Genomic DNA, 5,200 nt, shown 5'->3' on the forward strand with positions numbered 1-5,200 from the left:
GGCGTGCAGGTGCTGATGTCGGCGGATCTGGCGATCCAGATGGGCGTCCCGGTCTACGGCATCGTCGCGATGACCCACACGGCCACCGACGAGCAGGGCCGCTCGGTCCCGGCGCCGGGGCAGGGGATTCTCACCGCGGCCAAGGAAAAGCAGGGCGGGATGAGCTCGCCTTTGCTGGATCTGGAGTTCCGACGCAAACAGCTCGAGGCGGAGCGCCAACGCATCCAGCAATGGAAGCTGGAGGAGTCGGACAAGCTGCACTCGGAAGTCGGGGAGAATCCTGACGAGGCCGGCGTGGCGCTGTTCCGCCAGCGGATGGATTTCATCCAGGCCAACGCGCTTCGGATGGAGAAGGCCGCCCTGGCCCTCTACGGCCAGGACTTCTACAAGGACGATCCGACCATCGCGCCCTTGCGCGGCGCCCTGGCGGTCTTCGGGCTCAAGCCCGACGACATCGCGATCACCAGCTTCCACGGCACTTCCACCCAAGCCAACGACAAGAACGAGAGCGCGGTGGTGCAGCAGCAGATGGCCCACTTGGGCCGCAGCGAGGGCAACCCGCTCTTCGTCGTCGCCCAGAAATGGCTGACCGGGCACCCGAAGGGCGCGGCCGCCGCTTGGATGTTCAACGGCCTCGTGCAGTCCCTGTTGACCGGCCAGGTACCGGGCAACCGCGCCCAGGACAACGTCGATCCGGCGCTGCGCGAGAACAAGCACCTGCTCTATCCCAACCGCACCATCCCCGTGGCAGGCATGAAGGCGGGCCTCTTGCAGAGCTTCGGCTTCGGCCAGGCGGGGGCCCAGATCCTGCTCATCCATCCGGATTACCTCTTCGCCGCGGTGGGCGCGGAGGGGACGGCGGCCTACGCGGCCAAGCGCGCCGAGCGGGAGGCCAAGGCGACGCGGCATTGGCAGGACGGTCTCACGGCGCGGCGGGCCCTCATGATCCCCAAGACCGAGGCGCCCTACACGGCCGAGGAGCGCAGCCGGGTCTACCTGGATCCGACGGCGCGGGCGACCTTCTATCCCGGAGTCGGCTACCGCTTCAGTCCGCCCCAGGATGACAAGAAGGACGGCGGAAAATAAGTGGTCTTAGGTCCCGCGATGGGAGAAGATTTCGGCGGAGGGACGGATGTCCGCGGAAACTCGTGACCCATCAGAAAAAGAAGGGATCCGTCGGGCCTTGGCAGAGGCCCTGGGCACCGTCGCCGGCGGGGCTTTAGGGCTAGGCGTCGACGTCCAGCTGATCTCCGAGATCAACAGCGACAACCCCAACTTCCTCGAGCGCAACTTTACGCCCGCCGAGATCGCCTATTGCCGCGCGGCGCCGGACCCGCGCGCCAGCTTCGCGGGGCGCTGGGCCGCGAAGGAGGCCGTGGTGAAGGCCAAGATGAACGTGAGGCCGGAGGGGAAGAACTACACTCGCGGTGGCGGGGCGCCCTTGATCGAGATTGAGATCCTGCCGGGAAATTCCGGGGCGCCGACGGTGATCCAGCACGGCCGGGCCTTGGAAAACGCGCGGGAGATCGGGATCGCCGAGATCAAGGTGAGCATCAGCCATAGCGGGGATTATGTGGCGGCGGTGGCGATTGTTAGGATGAAGCCCTCCTAGTTTTGAATTGGAAACCCTGCCGGTAGTTGATAAAATTCGATAAATGGTAAAACAGGTCCTCCTTAACACCATTGCGCAATTTGATTTGACCTACACCTTGGTGCATCCGGACTTTCCCTGTCCGAAAATCGGTTTTAGGCCTGATTGGGAATCCATGCACGCGGGAATCCCCAACCTGCTCTTGGACCACTCGGCCTGTCCGGGAATCCAAGCCAGGGAAAGGATAGGCATTACTCTGTTCATGCCTTATACATGTAGATTCTTTCGGGATGGCAGGGTCGAGGTAGATACCTATTGGGAAGAGGGAGGTTCGGGGAAATTCACGTTTATCCCTACCCAAGAAATGGTGCAAATTCGGCCAACCGGCGAACGATTTCCGGGATACATCGCCGAATTGCCCCAATCGTCGAGCCTCAAATTTCCTCTTCATATGTTTGTCCTAGGTGATTTGCGGGTCGGGGCGTGGATCATTCAGGCGGGGGTTTTCATGACGGGCCTCCCGGAAAATTACACTCTACTGATGTTGCCTCTGCCGAATTATCGATATCCTCCTGGTTTCTCCGTCGGTCAGGCGATGGCACTTTCCCTTTCTAACATTTCCGGCCAAATGAAGATTCCCGTCGATATTGATTTCTCCGCTATTTCCGCGGAGCAGGATGCCATCGTTATTCCGCGCGGCCAGCCGATGGTTCACTACATTCCCGTCAAGCTTCCGGAAATCCGGCTGGTCCGCGATGATTCGATCCTCGATTCCGGGGGCAAAGCATGAAGGCAGTTATTTTGGCGGGCGGCAGAGGATCTAGGTTAGGAGAGGAGACCAAGCTTCGACCCAAGCCGATGGTCGAGATCGGCGGTATGCCCATTCTTTGGCATATCATGAAGATATTCGACCATTTCGGCTTTCGCGAATTTATAATCTGCCACGGGCTCCAGGGCTACGTGATTAAGGAGTTTTTTGGGAATTATTCCCTGCATATTTCCGACGGGGTTTTCCGACTGGGCTCAGGTTCGTACCGACCCGCCCAGCCTCCGTCGGAAGCCTGGAAAGTCCAGGTATTGGATACCGGCATTGATACGATGACCGGGGGCCGTTTAAAGCGAATTCAAAGGTTTCTGGAAGATGGCGATTTTTGTATGACCTACGGTGATGGTTTGGCGAATATTGACATTACTAAGTTGATTAAATTTCACAAAGATCAAGGGACCCTTGCAACCGTGACGGCGGTCAGGCCCCCGGCTAGATTCGGCGCTTTAAGTCTCAACGGAGACAAAGTTGCCGCTTTCGAGGAGCATTCCGTAGGCGAGTCTGGATGGATCAACGGGGGGTTTTTCATCCTTTCGCCTCGGGTCCTGGATTACATCGACGGAGACGATATCTCCTGGGAAGTCGACCCGATGGCCCGGCTGGTCCGCGAGGGACAGCTCTCGGCTTATCGGCACGAGGGGTTTTGGATGCCCATGGATACCCCTCGGGATAAAGCGAAGCTCGAATCCCTATGGGCGTCCGGACGGGCGCCCTGGAAGGTATGGCCATGAAATCGGGTTTCTGGCAGGGAAAACGAGTTTTTGTAACTGGGCATACCGGTTTTCAGGGATCGTGGCTTTCTTTGTGGCTGCAGCAGGCGGGGGCAAAGGTCATCGGATTTTCCCTTCCTCCTACAACCCAACCGAGTCTATTTGCCCTCGCTTCCGTGGCCGATGGGATGGTCTCTTTGGAGGGAAACGTCGAAGACCTAGAGGCCCTAAGCAACGCCATACTCGACCATAGTCCGGAAATCGTCATTCACTTGGCTGCTCAGGCCCTTCTGGGCAAGGCCTACGAGGATCCCGAATTGACTTTCGCGACAAACCTTTTGGGAACGGTTCACATCCTGGAAGCGGTTCGGCGATCAAGCTCGGTGCGAACCATGGTTTGCATAACCAGCGACAAATGTTACGAAAATAAAGAGTGGCCTTGGGGCTATCGGGAAGAGGACGAGTTGGGTGGCAAAGATCCATATTCCGCGAGTAAGGCGGCCGCCGAGCTCGCGATTCGCGCGTATCGCTGCTCCTTTTTTTCCAAAGAAGCGGGTAGCGGGGTTTTCCTGGGGAGCGCTCGGGCCGGAAACGTCATAGGCGGCGGAGATTTCGCCCAGGGACGTTTGATCCCCGATATCATGAGGGCTCTATTTGAAAATCGAAAAATTTTGTTGCGAACTCCGTCAGCGACTCGTCCCTGGCAGCACGTCCTGGACGCGGTCAACGGTTACCTAGTCTTGGCGGAACGGCTGTGGGAGGGAGGCTCCAAATTCGCCGCCGCATGGAATTTTGGACCTTCGGAAGTCCAGTCTACGACCGTTGGGGAGGTGGCTGACCGCATTTTAACGTTATGGGGGAAGGGCGAGTGGGAAGAGGGTGGGCCGCTTTCGAAAGTACAAGAATGTAAGTTATTGCGGATCGACCCTTCCAAGGCTCAGTCCTATTTAGGATGGCGAACCAAGCTTTCCATCCAGTTCGCGTTAGAGTGGACCGTGGAGTGGTATCGATTATTTGCTGGCGGTGGCGATCCCAGGGCTTCGACATTGGCGCAAATCGGGAATTTTCAATCTCTGGGGGGGGAATGAGTAAGTCCCTTTGTCGAATTTGCGGGACACCTTTGCGGCGAAGTTTCGTGGATTTAGGCAAAATGCCTTTGTCGAATGCCTTTCGCACCCCCGATCTTCAAGACGAGCCCGAAGTTCACTATCCGCTGCATACCAAGGTCTGCGAGTTCTGTTTTTTAGTCCAGGTCGGGGAGGTTGCGAGCCCCGAAACCCTATTTCGCGAATATCCCTATTTTTCTTCCTATTCCAGTTCGTGGCTGGCTCATGCCGCCGAGTTTGCAAAAGAGTCGATTCGGGTACTCGGGCTTGGCTCTGCAAGTCTTGTGGTCGAGATAGCGAGCAACGACGGTTATTTACTAAAAAATTTCCATAACGCCGGTATTCAGGTCCTGGGGATAGAGCCCGCACACAATGTCGCCCGGGTTGCTAAAGCGGCGAGCATTCCAACCGTCGAGGAGTTTTTCGACTTAGATCTCGCCAGAAAACTCGCGAAGGAGAAGGGCAAGGCCGACCTTTTGGTGGCCAACAACGTCCTGGCTCATGTTCCGAATTTAATTAATTTCACCGCCGGACTGAAGGAATTGTTGAAGCCCGGAGGCGTTCTTTCCCTCGAATTTCCCCATTTGCTAAAATTGATGGAAGAGTTGCAGTTCGACACAATTTATCACGAGCACTTTTGCTATTTCTCACTCTGGACCGTCGAGCGGCTTTTGGGAAAGCAGGGTTTGAAAGTCTACGACGCCCGAAATCTAAAAACGCACGGTGGGTCCCTGAGGTTGTATGCAGGCCATCCCGAGGATGGAAGGGAAGAAACCGCGCGAGTATGTGAAATCCGGGAGCTGGAGAGCAGCGCGGGAATCGACAGGATCGATTGCTATGCAGGTTTTGCGGACCGCGTTCGAAGGTTGAAAAGGGAATTGTTGACCCTGCTCATTTCGATCAAGGAGGACGGTAAATCCGTCGTTGCCTACGGAGCCCCCGCCAAGGGCACGATTCTTCTGAACTA

The 5,200-nt window shown here is 57.2% G+C and carries 6 protein-coding genes; all 6 read left to right on the forward strand.

Annotation, left to right across the window (positions count from 1 at the left end):
- Positions 1 to 1,086: hypothetical protein (locus tag FBR05_14595; GenBank protein ID MDL1873406.1), on the forward strand; the 1,086-nt coding region annotated here is incomplete at its 5' end.
- Positions 1,087 to 1,132: 46 nt separating this feature from the next.
- Entirely contained in the window at positions 1,133 to 1,612 is a 480-nt protein-coding gene (locus tag FBR05_14600) for a holo-ACP synthase (GenBank protein ID MDL1873407.1), read from the forward strand.
- Between the two features lie 43 nt (positions 1,613 to 1,655).
- A complete protein-coding gene (locus FBR05_14605; protein MDL1873408.1) occupies positions 1,656 to 2,381 on the forward strand; it encodes a hypothetical protein in 726 nt (241 codons plus the stop codon).
- Entirely contained in the window at positions 2,378 to 3,148 is a 771-nt protein-coding gene (gene rfbF, locus FBR05_14610; GenBank protein ID MDL1873409.1) for a glucose-1-phosphate cytidylyltransferase, read from the forward strand. Before FBR05_14605 ends, rfbF begins: the two co-directional genes overlap by 4 nt.
- A complete protein-coding gene (gene rfbG, locus FBR05_14615; protein MDL1873410.1) occupies positions 3,109 to 4,215 on the forward strand; it encodes a CDP-glucose 4,6-dehydratase in 1,107 nt (368 codons plus the stop codon). Before rfbF ends, rfbG begins: the two co-directional genes overlap by 40 nt.
- A partial coding sequence (locus tag FBR05_14620; protein ID MDL1873411.1) for a class I SAM-dependent methyltransferase occupies positions 4,212 to 5,200 on the forward strand: 989 nt, incomplete at its 3' end. The genes rfbG and FBR05_14620, both read left to right, overlap by 4 nt.

This window comes from Deltaproteobacteria bacterium PRO3 (assembly GCA_030263375.1).
Taxonomy (GTDB): Bacteria; UBA10199; UBA10199; order DSSB01; family DSSB01; genus DSSB01.